This is a genomic window from Streptomyces phaeochromogenes (assembly GCF_001418655.1).
Lineage (GTDB): Bacteria > Actinomycetota > Actinomycetes > Streptomycetales > Streptomycetaceae > Streptomyces > Streptomyces phaeochromogenes.
This window is the reverse complement of sequence record NZ_LIQZ01000246.1, coordinates 1-24,026: the sequence shown is the minus strand read 5'-3', so window position 1 is coordinate 24,026 and position 24,026 is coordinate 1. Positions and strand designations below refer to the sequence as shown.

At 71.7% G+C, this 24,026-nt stretch carries 24 protein-coding genes and 1 pseudogene; 16 read left to right on the top strand and 9 right to left on the bottom strand.

The window, feature by feature from the left end:
* Together AOK17_RS29935 and AOK17_RS29930 are read right to left on the bottom strand one after the other, a co-directional pair.
* Positions 1–2,142, bottom strand: a 2,142-nt coding sequence (locus AOK17_RS29935) for an MMPL family transporter (protein ID WP_055615694.1), incomplete at its 3' end; no start/stop codon positions are given.
* A gap of 176 nt (positions 2,143–2,318) precedes the next feature.
* Positions 2,319–2,945 carry a TetR/AcrR family transcriptional regulator gene (locus tag AOK17_RS29930; RefSeq protein WP_055615693.1) on the bottom strand — a complete coding sequence of 209 codons (627 nt, stop codon included), beginning with the start codon at positions 2,943–2,945 and terminating at the stop codon, positions 2,319–2,321.
* Positions 2,946–3,027: 82 nt separating this feature from the next.
* Here AOK17_RS29930 and AOK17_RS29925 point away from each other — a divergent pair, with 82 nt between their 5' ends.
* On the top strand, positions 3,028–4,020 hold the full coding sequence (locus tag AOK17_RS29925; RefSeq protein ID WP_055615692.1) for an alpha/beta hydrolase fold domain-containing protein: 993 nt from the start codon (positions 3,028–3,030) through the stop codon (positions 4,018–4,020).
* Complete coding sequence (locus AOK17_RS29920; protein ID WP_055615691.1) at positions 4,017–4,784, top strand: SDR family NAD(P)-dependent oxidoreductase; 768 nt, start codon at positions 4,017–4,019, stop codon at positions 4,782–4,784. Before AOK17_RS29925 ends, AOK17_RS29920 begins: the two co-directional genes overlap by 4 nt.
* A gap of 33 nt (positions 4,785–4,817) precedes the next feature.
* Here the strand turns inward: AOK17_RS29920 and AOK17_RS29915 are convergent, their stop codons facing one another.
* Complete coding sequence (locus AOK17_RS29915; protein ID WP_055615690.1) at positions 4,818–5,489, bottom strand: enoyl-CoA hydratase-related protein; 672 nt, start codon at positions 5,487–5,489, stop codon at positions 4,818–4,820.
* 268 nt (positions 5,490–5,757) lie between these two features.
* Here AOK17_RS29915 and AOK17_RS29910 point away from each other — a divergent pair, with 268 nt between their 5' ends.
* The 3 genes from AOK17_RS29910 to AOK17_RS29900 all read left to right on the top strand — a co-directional run bounded on the left by AOK17_RS29910 (position 5,758) and on the right by AOK17_RS29900 (position 9,557).
* Positions 5,758–7,131: an extracellular catalytic domain type 1 short-chain-length polyhydroxyalkanoate depolymerase gene (locus AOK17_RS29910; protein ID WP_079053351.1), complete on the top strand. Its 1,374-nt coding sequence runs from the start codon at positions 5,758–5,760 to the stop codon at positions 7,129–7,131.
* Between the two features lie 101 nt (positions 7,132–7,232).
* Positions 7,233–8,618 (top strand): SGNH/GDSL hydrolase family protein, encoded by a 1,386-nt coding sequence (locus AOK17_RS29905; protein WP_055615688.1) that lies wholly within the window; start codon positions 7,233–7,235, stop codon positions 8,616–8,618.
* 144 nt (positions 8,619–8,762) lie between these two features.
* A complete protein-coding gene (locus tag AOK17_RS29900; RefSeq protein ID WP_055615687.1) occupies positions 8,763–9,557 on the top strand; it encodes a maleylpyruvate isomerase family mycothiol-dependent enzyme in 795 nt (264 codons plus the stop codon).
* Positions 9,558–9,678: 121 nt separating this feature from the next.
* Here AOK17_RS29900 and AOK17_RS29895 read toward each other — a convergent pair whose 3' ends face one another.
* Positions 9,679–10,254, bottom strand: a complete 576-nt coding sequence (locus AOK17_RS29895) for a MarR family winged helix-turn-helix transcriptional regulator (RefSeq protein ID WP_079053350.1) — start codon at positions 10,252–10,254, stop codon at positions 9,679–9,681.
* Between the two features lie 105 nt (positions 10,255–10,359).
* Here AOK17_RS29895 and AOK17_RS29890 point away from each other — a divergent pair, with 105 nt between their 5' ends.
* Positions 10,360–10,875, top strand: a complete 516-nt coding sequence (locus AOK17_RS29890; protein WP_055615686.1) for a YceI family protein — start codon at positions 10,360–10,362, stop codon at positions 10,873–10,875.
* 106 nt (positions 10,876–10,981) lie between these two features.
* Positions 10,982–11,470 (top strand): MarR family winged helix-turn-helix transcriptional regulator, encoded by a 489-nt coding sequence (locus tag AOK17_RS29885; RefSeq protein WP_055615696.1) that lies wholly within the window; start codon positions 10,982–10,984, stop codon positions 11,468–11,470.
* A gap of 18 nt (positions 11,471–11,488) precedes the next feature.
* On the opposite strand, the gene AOK17_RS29880 is transcribed toward AOK17_RS29885, so the two are convergent.
* The gene (locus AOK17_RS29880; protein ID WP_055615685.1) at positions 11,489–11,884 is read right to left on the bottom strand and encodes a RidA family protein; all 396 of its coding nucleotides are present in this window, start codon (positions 11,882–11,884) and stop codon (positions 11,489–11,491) included.
* Positions 11,885–12,062: 178 nt separating this feature from the next.
* On the opposite strand from AOK17_RS29880, the gene AOK17_RS29875 reads away from it, so the two are divergent.
* On the top strand, positions 12,063–13,037 hold the full coding sequence (locus AOK17_RS29875; protein WP_055615684.1) for a helix-turn-helix transcriptional regulator: 975 nt from the start codon (positions 12,063–12,065) through the stop codon (positions 13,035–13,037).
* Positions 13,038–13,056: 19 nt separating this feature from the next.
* On the opposite strand, the gene AOK17_RS29870 is transcribed toward AOK17_RS29875, so the two are convergent.
* Positions 13,057–14,304, bottom strand: coding sequence for a sensor histidine kinase (locus tag AOK17_RS29870; RefSeq protein WP_055615695.1), 1,248 nt, complete (start codon positions 14,302–14,304; stop codon positions 13,057–13,059).
* Positions 14,305–14,480: 176 nt separating this feature from the next.
* On the opposite strand from AOK17_RS29870, the gene AOK17_RS29865 reads away from it, so the two are divergent.
* The 4 genes from AOK17_RS29865 to AOK17_RS29850 all read left to right on the top strand — a co-directional run bounded on the left by AOK17_RS29865 (position 14,481) and on the right by AOK17_RS29850 (position 18,614).
* Positions 14,481–14,846 (top strand): DUF4333 domain-containing protein, encoded by a 366-nt coding sequence (locus tag AOK17_RS29865; RefSeq protein WP_055615683.1) that lies wholly within the window; start codon positions 14,481–14,483, stop codon positions 14,844–14,846.
* A 68-nt stretch (positions 14,847–14,914) separates the two neighbouring features.
* Entirely contained in the window at positions 14,915–15,601 is a 687-nt protein-coding gene (locus tag AOK17_RS29860) for an ABC transporter ATP-binding protein (RefSeq protein ID WP_055615682.1), read from the top strand.
* A 147-nt stretch (positions 15,602–15,748) separates the two neighbouring features.
* Complete coding sequence (locus tag AOK17_RS29855) at positions 15,749–17,764, top strand: FtsX-like permease family protein (RefSeq protein ID WP_055615681.1); 2,016 nt, start codon at positions 15,749–15,751, stop codon at positions 17,762–17,764.
* 160 nt (positions 17,765–17,924) lie between these two features.
* Positions 17,925–18,614, top strand: a complete 690-nt coding sequence (locus AOK17_RS29850) for a response regulator (protein ID WP_055615680.1) — start codon at positions 17,925–17,927, stop codon at positions 18,612–18,614.
* Positions 18,615–18,684: 70 nt separating this feature from the next.
* On the opposite strand, the gene AOK17_RS29845 is transcribed toward AOK17_RS29850, so the two are convergent.
* Both AOK17_RS29845 and AOK17_RS29840 read right to left on the bottom strand, forming a co-directional pair.
* Entirely contained in the window at positions 18,685–19,008 is a 324-nt protein-coding gene (locus AOK17_RS29845; RefSeq protein WP_055615679.1) for a MazG-like family protein, read from the bottom strand.
* 43 nt (positions 19,009–19,051) lie between these two features.
* Positions 19,052–19,618: a DoxX family membrane protein gene (locus AOK17_RS29840; protein ID WP_055615678.1), complete on the bottom strand. Its 567-nt coding sequence runs from the start codon at positions 19,616–19,618 to the stop codon at positions 19,052–19,054.
* A 187-nt stretch (positions 19,619–19,805) separates the two neighbouring features.
* Here AOK17_RS29840 and AOK17_RS29835 point away from each other — a divergent pair, with 187 nt between their 5' ends.
* Both AOK17_RS29835 and AOK17_RS29830 read left to right on the top strand, forming a co-directional pair.
* Complete coding sequence (locus AOK17_RS29835) at positions 19,806–20,132, top strand: Cif family virulence factor (RefSeq protein ID WP_055615677.1); 327 nt, start codon at positions 19,806–19,808, stop codon at positions 20,130–20,132.
* A gap of 85 nt (positions 20,133–20,217) precedes the next feature.
* On the top strand, positions 20,218–21,231 hold the full coding sequence (locus AOK17_RS29830; RefSeq protein WP_107102533.1) for an aldo/keto reductase: 1,014 nt from the start codon (positions 20,218–20,220) through the stop codon (positions 21,229–21,231).
* A gap of 359 nt (positions 21,232–21,590) precedes the next feature.
* On the opposite strand, the gene AOK17_RS29825 is transcribed toward AOK17_RS29830, so the two are convergent.
* On the bottom strand, positions 21,591–22,379 hold the full coding sequence (locus AOK17_RS29825; protein ID WP_055615675.1) for an SDR family oxidoreductase: 789 nt from the start codon (positions 22,377–22,379) through the stop codon (positions 21,591–21,593).
* A 143-nt stretch (positions 22,380–22,522) separates the two neighbouring features.
* Between AOK17_RS29825 and AOK17_RS29820 the strand changes: the two are divergent.
* Positions 22,523–23,771, top strand: a pseudogene (locus AOK17_RS29820) (alkaline phosphatase D family protein); the annotation flags it as partial.
* 2 nt (positions 23,772–23,773) lie between these two features.
* A partial coding sequence (locus AOK17_RS52600; RefSeq protein ID WP_245697442.1) for an alkaline phosphatase D family protein occupies positions 23,774–24,026 on the top strand: 253 nt, incomplete at both ends.

Below are 24,026 nucleotides of genomic sequence, written 5' to 3'. Positions count from 1 at the left end.
CTCGCCCTCGACGTCCACGTTGGGCAGTATCCGGTCCAGTCGGCCGGGCAGTGCCCAGGCGCGGCGGCCGAGCAGGGCCATGACCGCGGGGACGATGGTCATCCGTACGACGAAGGCGTCGAAGAACACGGCGGCGGCGAGGCCCAGGCCGATCGACTTGATCAGCGCGGTGTCGCTGAAGAGGAACCCGGCGAACACGGAGATCATGATGACCGCGGCGGCCGTGACGACGCGGGCCCCGTGCCGGAACCCGGCGATCACCGCTTCCTTCGGCTCGGCCCCGTGCACGTACTCCTCGCGCATCCGGGTGACGAGGAAGACCTGGTAGTCCATCGCGAGGCCGAACACCACGCCGACCATGAAGATCGGCAGCACGCTCACGATCGGGCCGGTCTGGTCGACGCCGAAGACGTCCGCGAGCCAGCCCCACTGGAAGACGGCGACGACGACGCCGAGCGTGGCGAGGACGCTGAGCAGGAAGCCCGCGGCGGCCTTGAGCGGGACGAGGATCGAGCGGAACACCAGCATGAGCAGGATCAGCGCGAGGCCGACGACCACGCACAGGTACGGGATCAGGGCGTCGTTCAGCTTGCCGGAGATGTCGATGTTGAGGGCGGTGGTGCCGGTGACCATCAGCTCGGCGCCGGTGTCGTCGTGCAGCGCGGCGCCCCGGTCGCGGATGTCGGACACGAGGCCGACCGTGTCCTCGCTGGTGGGGGAGCTCCCGGGGACGGCACGGATCAGGGCCACGTCGCCGGTCTCGTTGAACGACACGGGGCTGACGGAGGCGACGTCGGGCAGATCGTCGAGCAGGGTCACCGCGTCCTGGGCGGCGGCCTTGGGGTCGTCGCTGCCGCGGGCGTCGACGACCACGGTCAGCGGCCCGTTGTAGCCGGCCCCGAAGCCGTCGGTGACGGTGTCGTAGGCGATGCGCTGGGTGCTGCCGGGGGTGGCCGTCGAGTCGCCGGGCATGCCGAGTTGCAGTGACAGGGCCGGGACGGCGAGCAGGAGCAGACCGGCCACCGAGACGCCGAGCACCTTCACCGGGTTGCGCAGGACGAACCGCGCCCAGCGCACGCCCATCGGTTCGCGCTCGCCCTGCTCGATCGCCCGCATACGACGGGTCTTGAGCTTCCCGGCCGAGATCCGCCCACCGGCGAAACCGAGCATCGCGGGCAGCAGGGTGAGCGCGATGACCACGGCGACGACGACCGCGAACGCGGCGCCGAGACCGATGTCGGAGAGGATCTTGATGCCGATGACGCTGAGTCCGGCCAGTGCGATGACCACGGTCAGCCCCGCGAACACCACCGCCGATCCCGCGGTGCCCAGCGCGCGCCCCGCGGCCTCCTCCGGATCGTGGCCCTCCTTCAGTTCGCCGCGGTAGCGGGAGACGATGAACAGGGCGTAGTCGATGGCCACCGCGAGGCCCAGCATCAGCGCCAGCGTGCTGGTGCTGGAGCTGAGGTCGATGAACGAGGTCGCCACCGTGATCCCGCAGATCGCCGCGAGGACGCCGAAGAGCGCGGTCAGCAGCGGCAGTCCGGCCGCGACCAGCGAGCCGAAGGTGATGACCATGACCAGGGCGGCGATCACGATGCCGATCAGCTCGGCCGCGCTCTGGTGGGACTCCTCGTTGACGGCCGTGCCACCCATGCTGACCGCGAGACCGGCCCGCTCGCCCTGTTCGGCGACGTGCTCCAGGTCGGCGCGGGCGGCGTCGGTGACGTCGGCCTGGGCGACCTTGTAGGTCACCTGGGCGTAGGCGACGGAGCCGTCCTTGCTGACGGTGCCGCCGGTGTAGGGGTCGACGACGTTCGCCACCTGGGACGCCGACTTGAGGTCGCCGACCAGGGACTCGACCTCGGCCTTGTGCGCCGCGGACGTCAGCTTCTGCCCGGCGGGCGCCTCGAACACCACGCGTGCCGTGGCCCCGTCGGCCGACGCCTGCGGGAACTCCTTCTCCAGGAGGTCCAGCGCCTTCTGGGACTGGGTGCCGGGGATGGCGAAGGTGTCCGACGTACTGGAGGACACACCGGCCGCGCCTATGCCGACGGCGGCCAGGACCGCGATCCACAGCATCAGGACGAGCCGTCGTCGCCTGAACGAGAACCGGCCGAGCCGGTAGAGGAAGGTGGCCACGGAATTACTCCCAGCAGAGTGCGTCGAGACGGAGAGGAGGGCCTGCGCGACCCGTGTCTCACGCTAGGAAGGGAATCCCGGCCGCCTGCGGCACCGGAGATGCGAAACGGCGGGGCGGGGTAGTACCGGGGTACTAGTCCGCCCTCATCCCGTGGAATGCGCACCTCGGCGCACGACTAGCCGGCCGCGGGGGATCCCGGCCGCCCGGTCTCCCAGCCGGCCGCCGCCGCGATGCCGATGAGCAGCGGCCAGAGGGCGGCGCCCATCTCCTGAGGCGTGCCGGGGCAGCCGTGGCGCAGCCAGTCGACGACGCTGCCGAGCACGGCACCGGCCACGAACGCGGCAGCCGGGTCGTGCGGGGTGCCGGCGGCATCCGCCGGGTCCTCGGAAGCCGGGCTCCGCCTGATGTGGGCGGTCACCGTCATGCGCTGGAGCAGGTGGTTGATGACCCGCGCGCTGCCGTCGTCGCCGAGCAGGGCCCGGTAGAGGGGAGCGTGTTCGGCCACGTGCGCGAAGAGGTCCGGCAGCGGGTTGTCCGGAGGGCCGCCGTCCGGGCCGGCCGGCTGGACCGCCGCGGGGCCGGCCGCCACCAGTTCGTCGAAGACCGTCGTGCACGAGGCGGCGGCCAGGTCGTGCACGTCGGTGTAGTGCTCGTAGAACGTCGACCGGTTGACGCCCGCGCGCTTGGTGATGTCCGAGACCGAGATCTGGCTGAGGTCCCGCTCGGCGATGAGTTCGCGCAGGGCGCTCTCCAGGGCGGACCGGGAACGGCGGGTGCGGGGATCCATGGGACGTGCGGACATTCCGTGAGCGTATCCTTTCCGCCACCTGTTGGTTAACCGACATATGATGGATAGTGGCGGGGGTCCACCGAACGGAGCCGTCATGTCCTTTCTCGCCCGGCCGGCGATGGCCTCCCTGGCCGCCAGGGCGATGCAGCGTCTCACCGCCCTGGCGGACCGGCGTATCGCGTCCTCCCTGCTCGGCCGCTATCCGGAGTACCCGAGGAACACCCGCGAGCTGACCGTCCCGACCTCGTTCGGCCCGGCCCGCGCGGTCGTCTATCTGCCCGGCCCGGACGCCGCCACCGACACCGCTCCCGGCCCGACCCCGGATTCGGCCCCGCCCGTGCACGTCAACTTCCACGGCGGCGGCTACGTCCTGCCGCCGATCCAGCTCGACGACCCCCTGTGCCGTTTCCTCGCCGCGGAAGCGGGCGTCGCGGTGGTCAACGTGGACTACGTCGTCGCTCCCCAGCACCCGTTTCCCGCCCCGCCCCGGCAGGCGTACGAGATCGTCCGCTGGGTCGCCGGGCACGGCGCCGAGCACGGTTGGGACGGCGACCGGCTCACGGTGGGCGGCCAGAGCGCGGGCGGCGGTCTCGCGGCGGCGGTGGCCCGCCAGGCCCTGGAGGCCGGGGACGACGGGGCCCCGTCCATCGCGCTCCAGGTCCTCCACTACCCGCCCCTGGACCTCGCGACCGACGCCCGCGACAAGCGCGCCGCCATCGCCAAGCCGATGCTGCGCCCCTGGATGGCGGACGTCTTCGACTCCGCGTACGTGCCCGACCCGCGGCGGCGCACCGACCCCCTGGTCTCGCCCGCGCATCCGTCGGACACCGCGGATCTCACGGGCATCGCCCCGGCGTTCGTCGTCACCGCGGAGTACGACCTCCTGCGCGCGGAGGGCGTCCGGTACGCCGAGCGGCTGCGCGAGGCCGGTGCGCTGCTCGACCACTACGACGTCCCCGGAGCCGACCACGGCTACGACCAGAAGGACGCCGAAACGGCCAGGGACGTGTACGCCCTGATCGCCGCGCACGTCCGCCGGGCCACGACCCCCGGGCCCGGGAACACCCCGAGGGAGAACCAGCCATGAGCACCAGCACAGGTCTGTCGGGCAAGTCGGTCGTCGTCACCGGGGCCGGCTCCGGCATCGGCCGCGCCGCCGCCCTGCGCTTCGCGGCGGAGGGCGCCCGTGTCGTCCTCGCCGACCTCAACGCCGACGGTGCCAAGGAGGCCGCCGAGGAGATCGTCGCGGCGGGCGGCACCGCGGTCACCGTGGTCGGGGACCTCAGCGAGCAGGGGACCGTCGACCAGGTCGTCGCCACCGCCGTGGACACCTTCGGCGGCATCGACGTACTGGTCAACAACGCCGGCATCATGGACCGGATGTCCGCCGCGGGGGAGACGGAGGACGACGAGTGGGAGCGCGTCCTGCGGATCAACCTCACCGCGCCGTTCCTGCTCACCCGCGCCGCGCTGCCCCACCTCCTCGCGAACGGCAAGGGCGCGATCGTGTTCACCGCGTCCGAGGCGTCCCTGCGCGGCAGCGCCGCCGGTGCCGCGTACACCGCCTCGAAGCACGGCGTCGCCGGTCTGACCAAGTCGCTCGCCGTGATGTACCGGGACAAGGGCGTACGGACCAATGCCATCGCCCCGGGCGGCACGGTGACGGGCATCCAGGTCCAGTTGGACCAGGATGCCCTCGGTCCGTCCGTGATCATGGGCTATCGGGGCAACATCGGCCGCGCGGCGGACGCCGACGAGCAGGCGGCGGCCATCGTCTTCCTCGCCTCCGACGCCGCCGGCAACATCAACGGCGTCATCCTGCCGGTCGACAACGGCTGGGCCGCCGTCTGAGACTCGGCCGAGGGGGTTCTCGCGTCCCGAGGCTCAGCCGAGAGGGGTGTCGCTGTCCCGCAGGGTCTTCAGAACGGGCTCGTACATACGGGACTTGATGGTGCCGAGGGTCGGGCCGGCCTTGCCCACCTGGGCCCGGGCGAGTTCCACGGCGGTCGTGCGTACGGCGTCCTCGGACACCGCGTGGTCGACGAGGGCGGCGGCGAGGGCGTCGCCGCCCCCGTAGCGGCGGGCCGTGGTCATGGCCTCGTGCGCGGTCTGCGGGGTCAGCCGGGACTGGATCAGCGCGGACATGCCCGGTGTGAAGGGGATGTTGATGTCGGCCTCGGGCAGACACCAGAAACCGCGGTCGGCGCGCATCACACGGAAGTCGTGGGCCAGCGAGAACATCGCGCCGGCCGCGAAGGTGTGACCCTGGAGGGCGGCCACCGTGATCACGGGCAGGGACAGCATCCGCGCGAACAGCTCCTGGACGCCGCTGACGTACTCCTGTTGCTGGTCGGCGTGCGCGAACAGCCAGTCCAGGTCGAGGCCGCTGGAGTAGAACTTGCCGGTCGCGGCGGTCACCAGGGCGCGCGGCCCCTCCGCCTTCTCGACCTCGTCCAGGGCGGAGTCGACCGAGGCGATCCAGTCGGGGTGGAAGCGGTTCTCGCCGTCCCCGAGGTCGAGTACGAAGACGTCGTCCTGGCGGTCGAGCATGGGCATGTTGACTCCCTCATGAGGTTACCTGTCGGTAACTTACGCCCGCGAAGGTGAACGCGCAACGGTCCGCGAGGGGGAACGTGCAACGGTCCGTCAGGGGTGCATGGCGGTCCACGCGTCACGCAGTGGCCGGTTTCGGTCTCCCGTTGTGGGAGCGCTTCCACGACAGTCATGACCATGCCATGCGGCCGGCCCCGTCGCATGGTGTCGCTCCATCACGCCACCACTCCATCGCGGCGTCCCCACGAGCCGCGATCCGGAAGGGACGGACATGTCCGCCACTGGCAGCAGCAACACCGTGAGGAGACCGTCGCGTTCGGGGCTCGCAGTGCTCTTCGGAGCGCTCGTCCCCCTGCTCGCGACCCTGCTTCTCGGCGCACCCGGGGCCTCGGCCCGCGCGGAGCCGACCACGTCCGGGGCGGCGGCCCGCACGGCCGCTCCCGCCGCGGCACCGACCGTCGCACCCGCCGCCGCACTCACCGAGGTCACCGACTTCGGCACCAACCCCAGCAACCTGCAGATGTACCTGTACGTGCCGGACAGCGTCACCGCGAACCCCGCCGTCGTGGTGGCCGTCCACTACTGCACGGGTTCCGGCCCGGCGATGTACTCCGGAACCGAATACGCCTCGCTCGCCGACCGCTACGGGTTCATCGTCGTCTACCCGTCCGTCACCCGCGCCAGCAAGTGCTTCGACGTGTCCTCGCCGCAGGCGCTGAGGCGGGGCGGCGGCAGCGACCCCGTCGGCATCAAGTCGATGGTCGACTGGGTGACGCGTACCTACTCCGCCGACACCAGCCGGATCTTCGCCACCGGCATCTCCTCCGGCGCGATGATGACGAACGTCCTGCTGGGCGACTACCCCGACGTGTTCGCGGCCGGCGCCGCCTTCTCGGGCGTGCCGTTCGGCTGCTTCGCCACCACCGACGGCTCCGAGTGGAACAGCGCGTGCTCCGGCGGCACCGTGATCCACACCCCGCAGGAGTGGGGCAACCTCGTCCGCACCGCCTACCCGGGCTACACCGGCCCTCGGCCGCGGATGCAGGTGTGGCACGGCACCGAGGACGACGTCCTGCGCTACCCCAACTTCGGGGAGGAGATCAAGCAGTGGACCAATGTGCTGGGTGTGAGTCAGACCCCGGCCGCCACGGACTCGCCCCAGTCCGGCTGGACCCGCACCCGGTACGGCGCCACCGGTGACCGGGCTCCCGTCGAGGCCATCAGCCTCCAGGGCGTCGGCCACAACCTGTACGCGTACGGCATGGCGGCCCGGGTGCTCACGTTCTTCGGCCTGGACAGCTCGGGCCCCGGGCCCGGGCCCCAGCCCGGCGCCTGCAAGGTGACCGTCACGACCAACGCGTGGAGTACGGGACTGACCGGCTCCGTGACGATCACCAACACCGGCACCGCCCGCATCGAGGGCTGGAAGCTGGCCTTCACCCTGCCGTCCGGGCAGACCATCACCAACGGCTGGGGCGCCACGTACGCCCCGGCGAGCGGGGCGGTCACCGCCACCAACGCCACGTACAACGGCACGATCGCGCCGAACGCGAGCGTCGGCATCGGCTATCAGGCGAATCACGGCGGAAACAGCGGGCCACCGACCGCGTTCACCCTCAACGGAACGGCGTGTGCCCTGAGTTGACGGGTCATCAGTAGTCGTTCTGGTGCTCCGCCACATCCTGGCGGCCGGGGGTGCGCCCTCGGCCGCCAGGAACCCCGCCCGCCGCTCCGGAGGAGTTCAGCATGCCCGCGAAGCCGTCCGCGCCGAGAAGAGCTCCGTTCGCCCGCCTGATCATCCGTCTGCTCACCCCTCTCGTCCTCGTCCTGGCCCTCGTCGTGACCTCGTCCGCGCTGGTGGCCCTGGTCAAGGGAGACCGGGGTGGGGGAGGGGACACCGGCCGTCCGGCCGCCTCGTCCGCCGCCCGGCACTGGGTCAACACCTGGACCGCGATGCCACAGCTCACCGAGCCGGGCAACATGCCACCCCCGCCGTTCACCGAGGACCGTGCCGTCCTGACCGACACGACGCTGCGGCAGACCGTGCGTGTCTCGACCGGCGGTGAACGCGTGCGGCTGCGTTTCTCCAACGCCTTCGGTGACACCGCGCTGCCCCTCACGGCGGTGACCGTGGCGCTCCCGCTCGACGGGCGGGCCGGCGTCGCCGCGATCGAGCCCGGCACTTTGCGGCGGGTGACCTTCGGCGGGCGCGGCTCGGCGACCGTCCCCGCAGGAGCCCAAGTCGTCTCGGACGCACTGGACTTCGGCCTCCGGCCGGGCTCCAACCTGACCGTGACCGCCTACCTGGCCGAGGGCCAGCCCTCCCTCGCGCTCACCTCGCACCCCGGATCGCGCACCACCTCGTACCTCCAGAAGGCCAACCACACAGGGGACTTGGACCTGCCGGAGGCGACTCCCGTCAATCACTGGTATCTGCTCAGCGATGTCGAGGTGCTCTCGGGGCCTGGCACGGCGGCCGTCGCGATCCTGGGCGACTCCCTCACCGACGGCCGCGGTTCCACCACCAACGGGAACAACCGCTGGCCGGACCGGTTCCTGGACCGGCTGCACGCCCGGGCCGCGACCGACGACGTGGCGGTCCTCAACCAGGCCGCCGGCGGCAACCGCGTCCTCAACGACGGCCTCGGCCCCAACGTCCTCGCCCGCCTCGACCGCGACGTCCTGTCCCGCAGCGGAGTCTCCTGGCTGGTCGTCTTCGAGGGGGTCAACGACCTCGGCACCGCCGCGGCCACCCAGGCCGCCCAGCGGAGCGTCACCGCCGAACTGACCGCCGCCTACGAGCAGATCGTGGTCCGCGCGCACGCGCAGGGCATCCGGGTGTACGGGGCCACGCTGACGCCGTTCGGCGGCAACGCCATGTACGACGACCCCGACGGGCACCGTGAGTCGGCCCGGCAGGCGGTCAACTCCTGGATCCGTACGAGCGGGACGTTCGACGCGGTCATCGACTTCGACCGCGCCGTCCGCGACCCGCAGGACCCGCGCCGACTGCTCTCCACCCTGCACGACGGGGACTGGCTGCACCTCAACCCGGAGGGCTACCGGACGCTGGCCGCGGCCGTCCCGCTGCGGCTCTTCCAGCGGGTGCCCGCGGGGCTCGATGTCGGTTGACGGTTCAAGTGGAATGACTTACGGTCCAGCTTGAAGGTTCAAGTTAAACATGCGGCAAGTCAAGGACGCGTCAGGTCGGCCCCGTACGGAGTGTGGCCCGAACCGGGCCGCCAATTCACCCCCATCTCCTCGGAGTTGAGACACATGACCGAACGTGCCGACCGGATCATCGACGCTCTGCGCAGCGGGCACGACTACCTCACCACCGTTGTGCACGGCCTCGCCGCCGCCGACCTCGACCGGCCCTCCGGGGCGTCGGAGTGGACCGTCGCCCAGGTGCTCAGCCACCTCGGCAGCGGCGCGGAGATAGGCCTCGCCGCCCTGGAGGGCGCGCTGAGCGGCACCGGGCCCAAGGACATGGACTTCAACAAGTCCGTGTGGGCGCGCTGGGACGCGATGCCCCCGGCCGAGCAGGCCGAGGGGTTCGTCGCCTCCAACGAGGCGCTGGTGCGCGCCTACGAGGACCTCGACGCGCAGACGCGCCAGGACCTGCGGATCGACCTCGGGTTCCTGCCCGCACCCGTGGACGTGGCCACCGCCGCGAGCATGCGGCTCAGCGAGTTCGCCAACCACTCCTGGGACGTGGAGGTCGCCTTCGACCGGACCGTCGGCCTGGCCCGGGCGGCGACCGAGCCGCTCCTCGACCAGGTCGGCATGCTCATAGGCTTCGTCGGCAAGGCCGACGCCCTCGGCGGCCGGCATGTCCGTGTCGCCGTTCGCACCACGTCCCCCGAGCGCTCGTTCGGGCTGGACCTGGGGGACGCGGTCGCGCTCACCGACGAACCGGCCGAGCCCGACGCCGTGCTCAGCACACCTGCCGAGTGGTGGCTGCGGCTCGTCACGGGCCGCCACGCGCCCGCGAACACGCCCAAGGGCGTGACCCTCACCGGGGACGGCCTGACTCTGGACGACCTCCGCCGGGTGTTCCCCGGCTTCTGACGGTGCGTACGCCGTGTGGTGAAGGGCTGTGGTTGCCGGGGTGCTCCCCGCGGCCACGGCCCTTCGCGGTTCCGTGCCGCGGCACCCTCGACCCCGCCACCCGGCGGCCTTCGGCGGGCCGCTACTCCGGCTTCTCGGCGGTATGCCCCTCGGTCGCCGGCACCGGCAGCAGGTCGTGCAGTTGTGCGTACCGCTGGGCGCAGGCCGTCTGTGCGATGGCCTCGGAGACGGCGTCGGCCAGGGGGCGCGAGGACTCGCTCAGCAGACGGCGGGCCTTGTCCGTGAGCGTCACCTCGATGCCGCGCCGGTCGCCGCAGGCCGAGTTCTTGCTGATCAGTCCCGCGTGCTGCAAGCAGGCGACCTGATAGGTCAGCCGCGTCTTCGGACGCCCCAGCAGCTCCGCGATCCGGGTCATCCGCAGGCTGGAGCCGGGCTGGTCGGCCAGCAGGCACAGCACCAGGAACTCGTCGTGCGAGATCCCCATGGCGTCCTTGACCCGGGAACGCAGCGACTGCTCGATCGCCCCGGCCGCGGCCAGCAGACGCATCCAGGCCCGCAGCTCGGCCGGGAGCAGCCCGTTGTCGTCCGCCGGAAGCCCGTCGCAGCCCGTTGACAGCCCGTCCCCGCCCGACGGCAGCCCGTCCCCGCTCGTCGGCTGGCGTTCGGGCTGGTCGGCGGGGGCGGAGGAGTCGGCCATAGTTCACAAGTCTACCTGTTGTTCAATTTTGGATAATCGACTAGCGTGGGGTCATCCAAATTTGGATTACTGAGTCGATCGTTCGAAACCGTCAGGAGAAGTCCCATGACTGTCGCCGTAGAAACCGGCCTGTGGCAGCTCGACCCCGCCCGCACCACCGTCGCCATCAAGCACAAGACGATGTGGGGCATGGTCACCGTGAAGGGCGTCTTCGCCGGCGTCACCGGCGAGGGCGAGGTCCAGCCCGACGGCACCGCCCGCGGCACGATCACCCTGGACGCCGCGTCCCTGGACACCAAGAACCGCAAGCGCGACGAGCACCTGCGCGGCGGCGACTTCTTCGACGCCGACCGGCACCCCTCCCTCGTCTTCGCCGTCCGTAACGCCACGGTCCGCCAGGACGACACCGTCGAGATCTCCGGTCAGCTGACCGCCCGTGGCATCAGCCGCCCCCAGACCGTCACCGCCCGCGTCACCGGCGCGACCGCCTCCGCCGTCACGCTCACCGCCGAGTTCGCCGTGGACCGGGAGCAGTTCGGCATGGGCTGGAACCAGATGGGCATGATCCGCGGCCTGACCACCGTCACGGCGACGCTCGCCTTCACGCGTACGTCCGCGTAGGCGATTCTGCGTACGGGACGGGGCTTGTGCGGCGGGTCAATTCCACGTACGGGCGGGGCTCGCGGGGCGGGCCGATCACTTGAACCGTCACGTTAAAGTGACGGCCATGGAGACCCCGCAGGAGCCTCGCCGGCTGACGGACGGCGAGAAGGAGGCCTGGCACGCGCTGGCCGGCGTGCTGGTCAGGCTGCCGGGCGCGCTCGACGCGCAGCTGCAGCGCGACGCCGGGGTCAGCCATGTCGAGTACCAGGTGATGGCGATGCTCTCCGAGGCCCCGGAGCGCACGATGCGGATGAGCGAGGTCGCCGGCTTCACGGGCACCTCGCTGTCCCGCCTCTCCCACCTGGTCAAGCGGCTGGAGAAGAGCGACTGGGTGCGCCGCACGCCCGATCCCGCCGACGGCCGCTACACCCTCGCCGTCCTCACGGACGCGGGCTGGGACAAGGTCGTCGCGACGGCGCCCGGGCACGCGGAGGCCGTGAACCGCTACGTCTTCGAACCGCTGACCCGGGCCCAGCAGCGGCAGTTGCGCGACATCGGCCGCCGTATCTGGCAGACCGTCGCACCGGACGACCGCTGCCTGCCGCCGAGTTGACGCCCCAAGGGGCTCGCGTCAGGCGACGGCGGTCCCTTCGAGCTCGACCAGCTGGCCGGGGATCGCCAGCCGTGTCACCCCGAGCATCGTGCTGGTCGGCGCCACCCCGGCGGCGCCCAACCGCCCCGCCAGTACGCCGTAATGCCGGAAGAGCAGATCGACGTCGGTCGTGTAGACGTTGAGCCGGACGAGGTTCGCGAGCGACATGCCGGCCTCGCCGAGCACGGCCTCCAGGTTGTCGATGCTCAGCGCCAACTGCGCCGCCATGTCTCCGTCGTGCTGGGGCTTGCCGTCGCCGCTCATCGCGGTCTGCCCCGAGATGTAGAGGGTCCGGGTGTGCCCGGAGACGACCTCACCCTGGTTGAATCCCAGCTCCGCCGACCACGTCACCGGGTTGACCGCCGTTCGTTCCACTGCCACATCAGCTGCCATGTCGGCTCCATTCGATTCATTTTCGACGCCGTGCTTTCGACGCCGTGCTTTCGACGCCGTGCTTTCGACGCCGTGCCTTCCACGTCGTGCGGACGAGCCTCGCAACAAATCACGACATCCTCAGTCACGTATTCAGTCGCGTATTCGATAGCGTTCCCGTATGCGCGCCGACCGGCTGGTCTCACTGGTGTTGCTGCTGCGCCGGCGCGGACGGCTGACCGCGGACACGCTGGCCCGCGAGCTGGAGGTGTCCACGCGCACCGTGCTGCGCGACATCGAGGCTCTGTCCGCGGCCGGCGTCCCGGTCTACGCCGAACGCGGCAGGCACGGCGGGTTCGCGCTGCTGCCCGGTTTCCGGACCGAGCTCACCGGGCTGAACCACGAGGAGGCCCTCGCCCTGCTGACCGCCGGATCGGGGCGCGGCGAGCAGGCGTTCGGCCTCGGCTCGGCGCTCGCTTCGGCCATGCGGAAGGTGGTCGACGCGCTGCCCGAAAGCCACCAGGCCGCGGCGAGCGACGCGGCCCAGCGGTTCCTCGTCGACCCGGAGACCGACCTGCTCTCACGTCGGCTGGTCACCGAGGAGGTGCCCGGCGCCACCATGATCGAGGTGCGGCGCGCGGTGCTCGCCGGACACAAACTGCGTATCCACTACGCGGCCACGGGCCAGGCACCGCAGTGGCGCACGGTGGACCCGATCGGCCTGGTCACCGCACGCGACCGGGCCTACCTGCTGGCCACGAGATCCGGCGCGGACCGCACCTACCGGCTGTCGCGGGTGCTGGCCGCCGAGGAACTCCCCGAACCGGCACAGCGGCCGAACCGGGTCGACCTGGACCGGATCTGGCGGGAACGCTCCGCGCGGTTCCTCTCCGGCAGCGACCACATCACCGTGCTGGTACGCGTGAACCCGGCGCGGCGGGAGGAACTGCTGGACACCGCGCTGGCCGTCCGCGCGGAGGAACCCGAGGCGGACGGCCGACTACTGCTGGAGGTGACCTTCCAGGACTCCCGCCACGCCGAATGGGCGCTGTGGCAACTCGGCACGGACGCGGAGGCCCTGGCCCCGCAGTCGTTGCGCACCGCCCTGCGCGAACGCGCCGCCGCGATCGTCGCCCGTTACGGAGACTCGTCCTGAGATTCCGTAGCGGGCCGACTCAGAGGGTGAGCCGCCTCGCGCCCGGCCCCACCGTGGGCAGCAGGGCCATGACCTCCCAGCCGGTGTCCGGGCGCGGGCCGGTGCGCAGTTCGCCGCCGAGGGCGGTGACGCGTTCGGTGAGGCCCACGATGCCGAAGCCGCCACCGCGTGCGGCATGCGGCATCTGCGTGCCGCCGCGGCCGTCGTCGCGCACCAGTACCCGCAGGATGCCGTCCTCGTACGTCAGGCCGACGGCGACTTCGGTGGCGTCGGCCGCGTGACGGCGTACGTTCGTCAGGGCCTCCTGGACCACGCGGTGCGCGGCGGCCTGCACCTCGTGCGGCAGGTCCGCGGGCACCGAGGGATCGCGGTGCAGCACGGCCTTCGGGCCGACGAAGCCGCCGAAGCCCCCGACCAGGTCCGCGAGCGACGTCAGGTCGGCCGCCGGGTGCCGGTCGGCGGGCTCCGGACCGGTCAGGTCCTGCGGGCCCTCGCGCAGGATGCCGACCGTGCGGCGCATCGAGGAGAGAGCCTCGGTGGCGGCGTTCTGGATGCCCGCCAGGACCGGGTCCAGGTTCTCGGGTTCGGTGACGGCCATCATGCGGGCCATCTGTGTCTGGACCAGGATGCCGGTGACGTGGTGCGCGACGAAGTCGTGCAGATCGGCTGCCATGGCGAGTCGTTCGGAGCGGCGGGTCTCGGTGACCGCGACACCGCGCCGGTGGTCCAGAACCCGCAGATAGCCGCCGAGCCCGGCCATGACGGCGACCAGCAGTACGAGCACCAGGACGACGCCGGTCATGCCCGCTGTGCTGTTGTCATCGAGGGAGCCGCGGATCATGCGCAGCGGCAGGACGACGACGGCCACGCCGTCCAGTACGGAGCACGCGACCACCCAGCGCGGCGGGCAGCCGCGGACGGCCACCAGCAGCAGGCAGAGCAGGATCGCGCTCTCACCGGGCCCGAACTCCTCCATCCGGCCGGTCGGGGCGGCCACGGCCGTGATCACCAGGGAGACGCCCGCGGGTACGGCCGTACGCAGCTGAGGGGTGAGCCAGGCCGGCTGACGCGCGGCGGGCCAGAGTACGGCCGCGAGGCCGAGCGGCAGCACCACGAACAGGGGCCACAGGGCACTGCCGCCGAAGGACGCGATCACCACGTCCGTCAGGGCCAGCAGGACCAGGACGGTGATGCCGACCGCCCGCAGGCAGCTCTGTCTGCGGTTGCGGGGCGCCGTGGGGTCGTCGATCGGATGCACGAGGTTCACCTCGCCGAGCGTACGGAGCGGCCGAGGGCGGGGGATCGGCCGATCGGCTGACCCGGTCGCGAACGGCCCCGCGGACAGTGGCCGTTCGGCCGAGGTGCGCAGTGCCGTCCGGCGGCGAGAGTCGAGGCACATCGAACCCTCGATGTATCGGACACCTCGACCTCGGGAGAAACGCCATGCAGCGCAAGCACGTGATCGTCATCGGCGTCACGGCCGTCGCACTCGTCGGCGGCGGTGCCGGAGTGACCTACGCGGTCAGCGGCACGCAGTCCACCACGGAGCTGGACAGCCACTCCACCGTGACGGTGGACGGCCACAAGGCCCTCAGCGCCCGGATACTCGGCGGCCGCATCCAGTCCAAGTACCGGCCGCTGCCCTGGGTCGGCCGGGACATCGGCCCCGTGTCCTGCCCGAGCGGGCTGAAGGCGGTGGCGGGCGCCTCCCTCACATGCACCGCGGAGGCGGACGGCAAGCGGGTGGAGATCCCGGTGACAGCCGTCAAGGCCGGTGACACGTCGATCACCTGGAAGTTCGAGCGCTGAGACGCGCACTCCACGCAGAAGCGCCGACAGACATCGGCAGCACCTGAGAAAGGGAACGGCACACGAACATGGGTACCGTCCTGTCCGGGCTCGGCCTGGTCAAGAAGTACGCGTCCGCCACGGCACTCGCCGGGGTCGACGTCGAGGTCGGCGAGCGCGAGTCGCTGGCCATCATGGGCCCCTCGGGGTCCGGCAAGTCCACGCTCCTGCACACCCTCGCCGGGATCATCCGCCCGGACGAAGGGCAGGTCCTGCTGCGCGGCGAACGGATCGACCACTGGGGCGAGAACCGCCTCAGCGCGCTGCGGCGGGGACGCTTCGGCTTCGTCTTCCAGTCCGGCCAGCTGCTGCCCGAACTGCCGGCAGAGGAGAACATCGCCCTGCCGCTGATGCTGGAGGGCGTACCCCGCAAGCAGGCCGTCGCACGGGCCCGCCGCTGGTTCGGCCCGCTGGGCCTGGAGGGTCTGGAGCAGCGCCGCCCCGGGCAGCTGTCCGGCGGGCAGGCCCAGCGGGTGGCGATCGCCCGCGCGCTGGTGGCCGACCCGGACGTGGTCTTCGCCGACGAACCGACCGGCGCGCTGGACCAGTCCACCGGCGAGGAGGTCGTCCGGCTGCTCACCTTCGTCACCCGCGAACAGGGCGCCTGTCTGGTCATGGTCACCCACGACGCCGACGTCGCCGCCCACTGCGACCGCATCCTCCAGGTCCGGGACGGCCGCGTCCAAGGCCACAGCCAGTACACGGCGGCGCCCTGACGGAGCGGCCCCGCCGAGCCTTCTTCGATCTGCGCCGACCTCCGTGCCCGTAAGGGGCGCGGGGAACTGCGCGACCAGCCCCCACCGGCCCGCAGCCAACACCCAACACCCAATCGCCAACCCCGCCCCGTACGTTCGGAGCCCTCCATGCCCTCCCTCCTGCCCCTGACCTGGCACCTGGCCCGCCGCTCCGGCCGCCGCGGCCTGCAGTCCCACCTGCTGGCCGCAGGCGCCGCCGCGGTCAGCGCCCTGGTACTGCTGGCGCTGACCGCGGCCTGGCTGGGCGCCGGCGCCCGCGCGGACCGTACCGACTGGCGGACACCACACCCCGACAGACACGGCACCGCCATCCAGGCCCTGGCCACCACCTTCGTACGCGGCGAAGCGGTCACCGTCGTCAACCTCGCCCACCTTCCCGGCCACCGGGCCACCCCCGCCCCGCCGGGCGTGGCGGGCTTCCCGAAGCCCGGGCAGGTCTACCTCTCGCCCGCCCTCGCCGAGCTGGTGCACGAGCTGCCCGCGAACCAGCTCGCCGACCGCTTCCCCAAGCCCTCGGCGTACGGGACGGTCGGTGACGCCGGACTGGCCGCCCCCGACGAACTGCTCGCCGTGATCGGCCGTGCCCCCGCAGACCCCGCGGTGTCCAAGGCCGCGGGCGAGGCGACCCTGGACACCGGTCTGACCGACCGCGCCGTCGTCTCCGACTTCTCCGGCACCACCCCGAACGCGTTCACCGCACAGGACAAGGACGGCATGCTGCTGGGCGTCGGCCTGCTCGTCGTGCCGGTGATCGTGCTGGCCACCGCTGCCGGGCGACTCGGCGCCGCCCGCCGCGAACAGCGGCTCGCCGCCCTGCGGCTGGCAGGCGCCACGCCCCGGCAGATCCTCGCGATGACCGGCGCCGAGGCCGCGGCCGTCGGCGCGGCCGGAGCGGCCACCGGCGCCCTCGCGTACGGCGCGCTGCTGCCCGCCCTGGCCCGCCTCCCGTACGGCATCGGCACCTGGTTCGCCGGTGACCTGTGGGTCGGTCTGCCCGCCCTGCTCGCCGTCGTCGCCGGGGTGGCCCTGCTGACCGCGCTCAGCGCGGTGAGCGCGCTGCGCGAGGTGGTCCGTTCACCGCTGGGCGTCGCCCAGCAGTCCGACCCGCGGCGCACCCGCATGATCCGCCTGGCCCTGTTCGTCGGCCTCGTGCTCTACGTCGTCACCACGGCCCGGGGCGGCGGCCTCAGGACTCCCCAGATCGTCGCCCTGTTGATCCTCTTCTACGGGGCGTTCTGGATCGTCGGCCCCTGGGCCGTGGACCGGCTGGGCCGGATCATGGGCCGCTTCGCCCGCCGTCCCGCCACCCTGCTGGCCGCCCGCAGGCTCAGCGACGACCCGCGCGGCGCCTGGCGCACCGTCAGCGGCCTGGTCCTGGCGGGCTTCGTGGCCGGGTTCTTCTCGGTGGCGCAACTGAGCTTCAGCGGTTTCACCTACCCGCACCAGGTCGCCGTGCCCGCGCCGGCCGGAACCCACACTTCCGTCACTGTCCGCGAGACCGCCGACCGGGCCCGCGAGCTGCTGAAGGAGGCCGGGGTGCCCGCCACCGTGCAGGTCCGTACGGGCGACCGGGCCGACGAGTCGCCGCTGCTGAGCAACCCGGGCGTCACGGCCCGGATCTCCGGCGGCCCGGCCGGGCTCGACACCGCCGTGACCGTGCTGGCACCGCTGAACCCCGCGGCACCGGCCTACACCGACAAAGCCTTCAACGCCGTCGACGACCTCGCCACCGGCGAGCTGCGGAGCCTGAGCCTGGCGACCATGGCCGTGAGCTTCCTCGTCGCCACCGCCTCCGCCGGTCTCTCGGCCGCGGCGAACGTCCTGGACCGCCGCCGGGTGTACGGCAGGCTGCGGCTGGCCGGTACGCCGCTGAGGGTGCTGGACCGGGCCAGGGTCCGCGAGACGGTGGTCCCGCTGGTCCTCCTCGCCGGGACCATGACGGGGTGCGGTGTCTACGGGGCGATGCAGCTGAACAAGGCGGGGGGCACCACGATCAACACGGCCGGTGCGCTGCAACTGGGTGTGTGTGTCGTGCTTGGCGCGGGGGCGATGTTCGCGGCGATCGGGGCCAGTCGGCCGCTGTTGCGGGCCGTTACTGTCAATCCGGCTCAGCAGCCGGATTGATGGGCGGGTCCGCATTGGTTGGGGGAGCGGCCAGGGGCGTGGTGCGGCTGCGGGCCGGTGGGGGCTGGTCGCGCAGTTCCTCGCGCCCCTAAAAGATTGCGCAGTTCCCCGCGCCCCTCAATGGGCGCGCCCTGTCACCTACCTCAGGCAGGATGCGCCCATGAACGACCGTGACCGTGCCCCGATCCGTGTTCTGATCGCCGACGACCAGGACATGGTCCGTACGGGATTCCGCTTCTTCCTCGACGCGCAGCCGGACATCACGGTGGTGGCCGAGGCCTGCGACGGGGAAGAGGCCGTGACGCTGGCCCGGCGGCTGCGGCCCGACGTGTGCCTGCTGGACATCCGGATGCCGAAGCTGGACGGGCTCGAGGCCACCCGAATGCTGGCCGGACCGGATGTCGCCGACCCGATGCGGGTCGTCGTGGTGACCACCTTCGACCTCGACGAGTACGTCTACGGTGCCCTGAACGGAGGCGCCTGCGGCTTCCTGCTCAAGGACTCCGGGCCGACCCTGCTCGCCGAGGCAGTCCGCGCCGCGGCGGTCGGCGACTCGCTGGTGTCCCCGTCGGTCACCGTCCGCCTCCTCAAACACGTCACCGCCTCCCGGACGCCCGCCCCGGCCGTGGGTTCCGTACCGCCGGAGCCCCAGGAACCCCTGACCGAGCGCGAGTTGGACGTCGTACGTCTGGTCGCCCTCGGCCATACCAACGCCGAGATCGCCGCCTCCCTCTTCGTCTCCCTCTCGACTGTGAAGACCCACCTCACCAGCGTCCAGCTCAAGCTCTCCGCCCGAAACCGAGTGGAGATCGCCGCCTGGGCCTGGCAAACCGGCCGAGCGCCCCAATAGGGACGCGGGGAACTGCGCGACCAGCCACGACGGACCCGCAGGTTCGTTGCGGCGTTTCCCGCGCGGAGCGCTACGGCTCCAGCGAGCGGTCCGTCACGCGTGCCAAGTGCGTGGCGAACACCTCGCGAGCCTCTGGTGTCAGTGTCCGCAGGGCCACCGCGGCCGTGATGATCACGTCGCACAGCTCGGACTGGACGTCGTCCCAGGTGTGGGACACGCCCTTGCGCGGGTTCTGCCCGGTGGCGCCGATCACCGCCTCGGCGACCTCGCCGACCTCCTCCGAGAGCTTCAACATCCGCAGGAGCAGGGCCTCTTGGGGCGGGCGGGGCGGCTGGGCGCTCGCCAGCCGGTCCTGGATGCGGTCGATGGAGTCCCAGAGATCGTCGTCGCTCATGACGATCAGCCTGTCACGAGCCCGGCAAGCAGTCCCAGCTGTTCTAGTCGCTGTACGTCATGCTGTCCTCGCCGAACAACTCCCCCTGCTCGCCCTCCTTCTCGCTCCGCAGCCGCTTGTTGCGGAGCCCCACCACGGCCAGCGTCGCGGCTGCCGTGCCGGCCAGGGCGACCGGCACCATCCAGCCGCGGTCGACCGCGTGGCCGAGGGCGTGGTCCAGGGAGAGCCGGCCGGGGCCCGTGACGGCGAGCCCCGCCGCCGCGAGACCCAGGGACGCGGCATGCTCGTAGCCGCCGCTCTGGTTGAAGAAGCCGTTCGGGGCGTGCACCGCCGACGCACCCGCCATCGCCCCGGCCGCGGCGGCGCCGGCCGCCGGGGTCGCGAGGCCCAGCGCGAGGAGCGTGCCGCCGCCCGCCTCCGCCAGGCCCGCCGCTGCCGCGCTCGCCCTGCCGGGCGCGTACCCCACGGACTCCATGAACTGACCGGTCCCGGAGAGCCCGCCCCCGCCGAACCAGCCGAAGAGCTTCTGCGTCCCGTGCGCCGCGAGCACTCCGCCCGTGCCGAGGCGGAGCAGCAGCAGTCCCAGGTCGTGTCGGTCGAAAGAGGTCACGGTTCTCGTCACTCCTCGGATGTTCCAGCCGGTGTCCCCGTCGGTGTCCAGCCGGCCGTTCCCACGCGAACGGCCCCTTCTGTCTCGTACGCCGTCTGCCCACCGTCGCACCGAACGGCCGCCCGGGTCCCGGCCCGCGCGGCCGTTCGGGTGGCGGGGGCGGCCGGGCGGTGTGAGTCTGGCGTCCATGACGATTCAGGTAGCCAAGCTGAGCAACCCGGCCGTCCGGGACTTCGTCAGCGCCGTGAACGCCCATGACCGGGACGCCTTCCGGGCAGTTCTCACGCCCGACGCGACGATGTCCGACGACGGCTCGGACCGCGACCTCGACGAGTGGACCGAGCGGGAGATCTTCGACTCCCACGGCCATATGGAGGTCGACAACGAGTCGGACGGCGGCCTCGCCCTCCTCGCCCGCTACAGCAACGACGCCTGGGGCGAGATGCGGACGCGGTGGAGCTTCACCGTCGACGGCGGCGGCAGGATCTCCCGCTTCGAGACCGGCCAGGCGTAACGACCGCCGCGATTCAGCCGTCGAAGACCTGCCCGCCTCTGCGGTCTTGCCCTCGTGTGCGCTCCAACTCCTAGCGTTCATGGGCATGGAGAGCAGCGGAAGCACACGGAGCGACGACGGGCGCAGGACTCTGGGGCGCAGCGGCATCGAGGTGAGCGCCCTCGGTTTCGGCTGCTGGGCCATCGGCGGTGAGTGGGCGAGCCCCGACGGACAGCCCCTGGGCTGGGGCAAGGTCGACGACGACGAGTCCGTACGGGCGATCCGCCGCGCCCTCGATCTCGGCGTCACCTTCTTCGACACGGCGGACGCGTACGGCACCGGGCACAGCGAGCGGGTCCTGGCGCGGGCGCTCGGCAAGCGGCGGGCCGATGTCGTCGTCGCGACCAAGTGGGGCAACGTCATCGACGAGGAGCGCAGACTCGCCGTGGGCAGCGACGACTCCCCGGAGTACGCCCGACGCGCGCTGACCGCCTCACTGCGACGGCTGGACACCGACCACATCGACCTGTACCAGCTCCACATCTCCGACGCCGACCCGGAGCGCGCCGCCCAACTCCGGGACACCTGCGAGGAGTTCGTCCGGGAGGGGCTCGTCCGTGCGTACGCCTGGAGCACCGACGACCCGGAGCGGGCCGCGGTCTTCGCCGAGGGCGAGCACTGCGCGGCCGTGCAGCACCGCCTCAACGTCCTCCAGGACGCGCCCGAAATGCTCGCGCTCTGCGAGGAGTTGGGACTCGCGAGCATCAACCGCAGTCCGCTGGCGATGGGGTTGCTGACCGGCAGGCGCGGGCCCGGTCAGTCCCTCGAAGCGGGCGACATCCGCAGCAGGCCGCCCGCCTGGCTCCCGGGGTTCGGTGACGGCGGCGCCGCCGACCCGGAGTGGCTCGCGCGCGTCGACGCCCTCCGGTCAGTCCTCACCAGCGGCGGCCGTACGCTCGCCCAGGGCGCCCTCGCCTGGCTGTGGGCCCGTAGCCCGCGCACCGTGCCCATCCCCGGCTTCCGCTCGGTCGCACAGGCGGAGGAGAACGCGGGCGCACTCGCCCAAGGTCCGCTCACCGCAGGGCAGTTGACCGAGATCGACGAAGCCCTGGGCCGCTGAGAGGCGCACGCACGGGCTCTCGCCCGGAGCCCGGATTGATGGGCAGCCGTTCCGTGGCCCGGGTCGCAATCCCGCGGTCCCACGCGGAATCCCCCCACCCGAACCGCCGGAACGGCTGCCGCCTCCCCCAGAGGTGTGGCACGGAAGTCCTGTGCTCCAAGTGTGAAGTTCTGGTGGAGGAGTGTCGAGCATAGGCCTGCTACCGGCAGGTATGGTTCGGAGGGGGTCATTCCGTTTGTGTAGATTGGCTGGCTGTGCCGTGCCCCTTCAGGGGTGCGGGGCTGTATCGAGGTGCGGCTCCGCCGCGTGGGCGCGGTCAGCTGCAGCGGACCCGCACTGTCCGGTACGGCCGACGGCAGCTACCCCCGCCCCACATACGGCATCGCGGTAGCCAGAACCGTCGCGAACTGCACATTCGCCTCAAGCGGCAACTCCGCCATGTGCCGCACCGTACGAGCCACGTCCGCCACATCCATCACCGGCTCGGCAACCACCTCCCCGTTCGCCTGCAGCGCCCCCGTCTGCATCCGCTCGGTCAGGTCCGTCGCCGCGTTGCCGATGTCGATCTGCCCGCAGGCGATCCGGTACGGCCGCCCGTCCAGCGACAGCGACTTCGTCAGACCGGTCAGCGCGTGCTTGGTCGCCGTGTACGCGGCCGAGTGCGGGCGTGGCGTATGCGCCGAGATCGAGCCGTTGTTGATGATGCGACCGCCCTGCGGATCCTGCTCCTTCATCTGCCGGTACGCCGCCTGCGCGCACAGGAACGCCCCGTCGAGGTTGGTGCCGACCACGTGCCGCCAGGCCTCGTACGGCAGCTCCTCGAACGGCACATCGCCCGGGCCGAAGGTGCCCGCGTTGTTGAAGAGGAGGTCGAGCCGTCCGAAGCGGTCCCGCACGGCGGCGAAGAGCGCGGCCACCTCGTCGGGGCGCGAGACATCGGTGCGCACGCACAAGGACGTGCCGTCCTCCGAGGCCGGCTGCCCCGGGCGTGCCGTCCGCGCGAGCGCCGCCGTCTCCTCCAGGCGCTCCGCCCGGCGGCCCGCGAGCGCCACCGACCAGCCGGTGCGCAGCAGCTCCACGGCCACGGCCCGGCCGATCCCCGAGCCCGCTCCCGTCACGACCGCGATCTTCGTTCCCATGGCGTTCATGGCCCAGCAGCGTACGTGAGGACAGGCGATCTTCCGCCACACGAATCTCATCTGTCCGACATCTGACTGGTGTGTACGTGACAGTCCGACGTCGAATCTGATCACTCCAATACCAAGTACAACAACAGTCAGGGGAGGGCCAGATGACACTCGCAGGCCACCAGCAACAGTCGCAGCACGCCCCCGAACTCCGCGCCGCCGCCCGTCACCTCGGACGCCGCCGTTTCCTCACGGTCACCGGCGCCGCCGCCGCGCTCGCCTTCGCCACCAATCTGCCGACCGCGGGCGTGGCGGGTGCCGCGGAACTCGACGCGGCGAAGATCACCGACAACCCCTTCACGCTCGGCGTCGCCTCCGGTGACCCGCTGCCCACCTCCGTGGTGCTGTGGACCCGGCTCGCGCCCGCCCCGTTCCAGGCCGACTCCGGTCTGCCGCCCCAACGCATCGTCGTGCGCTGGGAGTTGGCCCGCGACGAACGCTTCAGACACATCGTCAGACGCGGTGCGACCGTCGCCCACCCCGAGTTCCACCACTCCGTACACGTCGAGGTCGGCCACCTCGACTCCGACCGGGTCTTCTACTACCGCTTCCGCGTGGGCAGTTGGGTCAGCGAGACCGCCCGTACGCGCACCGCGCCCTCGTCCCGCTCGGAGGTCTCCGAACTGACGCTGGGCGTGGTCTCCTGCCAGGCGTACCACGACGGGTACTTCACCCCGTTCGGCCATCTCGCCGAGGACGACGTCGACGTGGTCTTCCACGTCGGCGACTACCTGTACGAGTACGCGGTCAGCTCGGTCGGCGGCGTGCGCAACTACACCGACCGTGTGCTGCCCGACGTCTTCAACCGGGAGACGATCACGCTGGAGGACTACCGGCTGCGGTACTCCCTCTACAAGACCGACCCCGATCTGCAGGCCGTGCACGCCGTGCACCCCTTCGTCGTCACCTGGGACGACCACGAGACCGAGAACAACTACGCGGACGACATCCCCGAGAACGACGTACCGCCGGAGGAGTTCCTGCTGCGCCGCGCCGCCGCGTACCGCTCGTACTGGGAGAACCTGCCGCTGCGCCACCCGCAGCGGCCCGAGGGTGCCGACATGAAGCTCTACCGCCGTCTGAACTGGGGGCGGCTCGCGCAGTTCGACATCCTCGACACCCGGCAGTACCGCACCGACCAGGCGAACGGTGACGGCTGGAAGACGCCCACCCCCGAGTCGGAGGCCGAGTCGCAGACCCTGCCGGGGTTCGCCCAGGAGCGCTGGCTGACCGACGGCTGGAAGCAGTCGAACGCGCTGTGGAACGTCATACCGCAGCAGGTCGTCTTCGCCCGCCGCAACCACGCCACCGCCGGCAACACCACCCTCAGCATGGACGCCTGGGACGGCTACCNNCGCCGGTGTGGAGAACCTGATGGTGCTCACCGGCGACGTCCATGTGTCGTACGCCTTCGACCTCAAGCAGGACTTCGCCGACCCGGGGTCGCGGACGCTGGGTACGGAGATCGTCGCCACGTCGGTCACCAGTGGGCAGAACGGGGCCGCCCGGCCCGCCAACTGGGCCGGTTACCTCGCCGCCAACCCGCACATGAAGCACTACAACGGGCACCGGGGGTATTCGACGGTTCGCCTCGGGCGGGAACTTGCC

Coding starts and splice junctions, on each gene's coding strand:
- AOK17_RS29930 (WP_055615693.1), bottom strand. CDS start 2,945: ATGTCCGCACGTCCCATGGATCCCCGCACCCGCCGTTCCCGGTCCGCC.
- AOK17_RS29925 (WP_055615692.1), top strand. CDS start 3,028: ATGTCCTTTCTCGCCCGGCCGGCGATGGCCTCCCTGGCCGCCAGGGCG.
- AOK17_RS29920 (WP_055615691.1), top strand. CDS start 4,017: ATGAGCACCAGCACAGGTCTGTCGGGCAAGTCGGTCGTCGTCACCGGG.
- AOK17_RS29915 (WP_055615690.1), bottom strand. CDS start 5,489: ATGCCCATGCTCGACCGCCAGGACGACGTCTTCGTACTCGACCTCGGG.
- AOK17_RS29910 (WP_079053351.1), top strand. CDS start 5,758: ATGTCCGCCACTGGCAGCAGCAACACCGTGAGGAGACCGTCGCGTTCG.
- AOK17_RS29905 (WP_055615688.1), top strand. CDS start 7,233: ATGCCCGCGAAGCCGTCCGCGCCGAGAAGAGCTCCGTTCGCCCGCCTG.
- AOK17_RS29900 (WP_055615687.1), top strand. CDS start 8,763: ATGACCGAACGTGCCGACCGGATCATCGACGCTCTGCGCAGCGGGCAC.
- AOK17_RS29895 (WP_079053350.1), bottom strand. CDS start 10,254: ATGGCCGACTCCTCCGCCCCCGCCGACCAGCCCGAACGCCAGCCGACG.
- AOK17_RS29890 (WP_055615686.1), top strand. CDS start 10,360: ATGACTGTCGCCGTAGAAACCGGCCTGTGGCAGCTCGACCCCGCCCGC.
- AOK17_RS29885 (WP_055615696.1), top strand. CDS start 10,982: ATGGAGACCCCGCAGGAGCCTCGCCGGCTGACGGACGGCGAGAAGGAG.
- AOK17_RS29875 (WP_055615684.1), top strand. CDS start 12,063: ATGCGCGCCGACCGGCTGGTCTCACTGGTGTTGCTGCTGCGCCGGCGC.
- AOK17_RS29865 (WP_055615683.1), top strand. CDS start 14,481: ATGCAGCGCAAGCACGTGATCGTCATCGGCGTCACGGCCGTCGCACTC.
- AOK17_RS29860 (WP_055615682.1), top strand. CDS start 14,915: ATGGGTACCGTCCTGTCCGGGCTCGGCCTGGTCAAGAAGTACGCGTCC.
- AOK17_RS29855 (WP_055615681.1), top strand. CDS start 15,749: ATGCCCTCCCTCCTGCCCCTGACCTGGCACCTGGCCCGCCGCTCCGGC.
- AOK17_RS29850 (WP_055615680.1), top strand. CDS start 17,925: ATGAACGACCGTGACCGTGCCCCGATCCGTGTTCTGATCGCCGACGAC.
- AOK17_RS29845 (WP_055615679.1), bottom strand. CDS start 19,008: ATGAGCGACGACGATCTCTGGGACTCCATCGACCGCATCCAGGACCGG.
- AOK17_RS29835 (WP_055615677.1), top strand. CDS start 19,806: ATGACGATTCAGGTAGCCAAGCTGAGCAACCCGGCCGTCCGGGACTTC.
- AOK17_RS29830 (WP_107102533.1), top strand. CDS start 20,218: ATGGAGAGCAGCGGAAGCACACGGAGCGACGACGGGCGCAGGACTCTG.
- AOK17_RS29825 (WP_055615675.1), bottom strand. CDS start 22,379: ATGAACGCCATGGGAACGAAGATCGCGGTCGTGACGGGAGCGGGCTCG.